General features: G+C 69.6%; 1 protein-coding gene and 1 pseudogene. One reads left to right on the plus strand and one right to left on the minus strand.

Annotated features, from left to right (window positions below):
* A pseudogene (locus VXC91_RS44470) lies at window positions 1–349 on the plus strand (hypothetical protein); the annotation flags it as partial.
* Between the two features lie 819 nt (window positions 350–1,168).
* Here VXC91_RS44470 and VXC91_RS44475 read toward each other — a convergent pair.
* Window positions 1,169–1,450: a hypothetical protein gene (locus VXC91_RS44475; protein ID WP_329513027.1), complete on the minus strand. Its 282-nt coding sequence runs from the start codon at window positions 1,448–1,450 to the stop codon at window positions 1,169–1,171.
* Window positions 1,451–2,542 lie beyond the last annotated feature (1,092 nt).

The following is a 2,542-nucleotide window of genomic DNA, read 5'->3' on the forward strand; positions in this document are numbered from 1 at the left end:
CTCGGGGCGATGCAGGTGTCCGTCGCCGCGTACGCCGTCAAACGCGCACGCGGAGGTGGCAGCGCTGCTCTATGTCGCCTCCAACTGCACGAATCTGGTGGGTGGTTGGGTCTACGGGGCGTGGCGCCACGGCGGCTCGCCCCGGCGCCATCAGGCCGCCGCCGCCGTCTGCTTCACCCTCGCGAGCCTCCCGCCGCCCTTCCTCGACGCGCCCCTCGCGGCCGGCGCCACCCTCGCCCTGACCGGGCTCGCCGTGCCGGTCCTGCTGATCCTCTCCTGTGTCCTCACCCGCTCGTCTGTCCCGCGCGCCGTCCTTACCCCGGGCGTTCACCTGGGGCAACTCCGCTAGCGCGGCAGGATCAGCGGGCGCTGCGGCGGTCGCGGGGCGGGTGGTGGACGCGGGCGGTGCGCACGGCGGTTTCGGTGTGGGGGCGGGGGCCGCGGTGGTGATGACGGTCCTGGCGCTCGGCGGTCTGCGGGGCTCATCACCCAGCGTGTCGAAGTCGTCCGCGCCCGCGGAAGCCGCGGCGTCCAACCCGCGGGCCGCACGGCGGGGTTCGTCCGCGAACCGCAGGGAACCCTGAACTCCTTGACCCGCCACGGGCGCCCCGTCCTTTGTCGTACGTGAAGTGCCGGGTTTTCGGGGGTTTTTCTGGGAAGGGGAGGTGTCAACACGCCCAGGGGTGTGGGGGAGTGTGGGGGATATCGTGTGGCCGTGCCAGGATCGGCGGGTTGGTTATCCGCGCCGGTGAGAGGGGCGGCAGGTGCTCGTTGTGCAGGGAACTTCGGTGACGGCTGTCGTCCGGGGGAGCAGCGGTGAGCCGGTGATTTTGTTGTCGGGGAACGGGCGCCGGGGGGTGTCGGAGGAGACGCTGCTGGATATGATCAAGGTTGCTGCTGTTGTTCTCAGTGAAGCGGAGCTGGGTGTTGTCAGCCGGGCTGTGCCCCGTTTGCGGGCGGGCCGGGCGGATTCCTGTGTGTGGGTGGGTGGTGAGGTTTTGACGGTGTATAGGTTGGCGGCCGGCTGAGTGGCGGGTGTGGTCCGGGGAGTTTTGCAGGCGGCGGGTTCCCGGGTTTTCTTCTTTTGGGCGGGGGGAAATCCGCGCCGCCCGCTGTCGGCTAAATACGACGGCGGGCGGCGCGGATTTCTGGGGAGGGGACTGCTGCGTCAGTGGCGGCAGCAGTCCCAGCGGTAGGAGTACTGGCCGTAGGATCCGTACCGGTAGCGGTCCTGGTCCCAGCCCGACCGGTAGCGGTCCTGGTCCCAGCCCGAGTGCCGGTTGCAGGAGTGGTGCCGGTACCGGTTCTGGTACGGGTCCCAGTGCCGGTGGTCGCGGTCGTTGAAGCGGTATCGCCACAGGTCGATGCCGCGGTAGCGGTGCTGGTCACCGTTGTTGCGGTAGTGGGAGGGGTGGTGGGTGCGCGCGCTCTCGCCTCGGTGGAGGGCCAAGGTTGCGGGCGCCGCCGAAACCGAACCCGGCAGCGGGGCTGCACTTGCTTCTGCCGTAAGGGGCACTGCAACGGCCCCGGCTGTCACAAGCGCGACTGCCACTGCCCTAGCAATGGTCTTCACGTACTCTCCTTTCGGACAGCAGGAATTTCGATCTTTCCCTGCCGCTGCGTCAGACGCTACCTCGAATTCCGGGTGCTATTGCGGAAGCTGATGTGCGGTCAGGCGTGGCGGGGCGCGGGTCTGCAAGATTCGCAATTATTCGAAAACGGGCAGCTCAGCGGACGTGCCGGGCGTGCGTGGAACGGCGGTTTTCCGCTTATTCGAAACACCCGTCCAGACGAATTCTTTCCTTGTGGTGGAACCGGCTGGCCGGGGCCGTTCGAGGAAATGAAATGAATGCCTCTCGCCGGGTGAATTCCCGCCCTTGAGTGCCCCGTATTCAATGGAGTTGGAAAACCGGTTCGGATACCGTGGGCCTGTTGTTTTACTGCCGGCGGTCTGTGATCGCCTGGTGTGGATCCGCCCCGGCTTTTACGGAGTTTTCTGCGCGGCGGGTGCGGGTGCGGGTGTGGGGGAGGCGGCGTGGGGCGCGGTGTGCGGGGTGGCCGTGTGCGGTGCGTTCGGTGGTGTGGGGCTCTGGCCGGGAGGCGGCGGCCGGCGTGGGTCGCGGCCGGGGCCGCGCGCGGCGCGGTTGTCTGCTCGAGTGGGCCCTGGTTCCTTCGGCCGGGCGGGGGAGGGGGTGGTGGTGTGTGAGGTCTTCAGCTTGGTGCCTGCTGTGGGACGGGTCGTCATCTGCCGTTGGTGTCCTGCCGGGTGGTGGGGGCGGGTGGTCGGCTGCGGGGTGCGCGGCGGGCCGGTTGCGGGCGTGCGCCGGGGCGGGTGTGTGCCGGGGCGGGTGTGTGCCGGGGGTGGGCGCGGACGGGGCGGCGTTGTACGGCGGTTGTGCCGGGATGCTGTCCGCCTCGCCGGCCCGCCCGTGGTGGGGCGGAGTTCGGCCCCTTCGGTGGGCGGGCGCGGACGATGCGGCGGCCGGGAGGCGTCGAGGCCGTCACGCCTGGCGATGAGGATGCCGAGCTCGTGACGGCTCTA

The organism is Streptomyces chiangmaiensis (genome assembly GCF_036281785.1).
Taxonomy (GTDB): Bacteria; Actinomycetota; Actinomycetes; order Streptomycetales; family Streptomycetaceae; genus Streptomyces; species Streptomyces chiangmaiensis.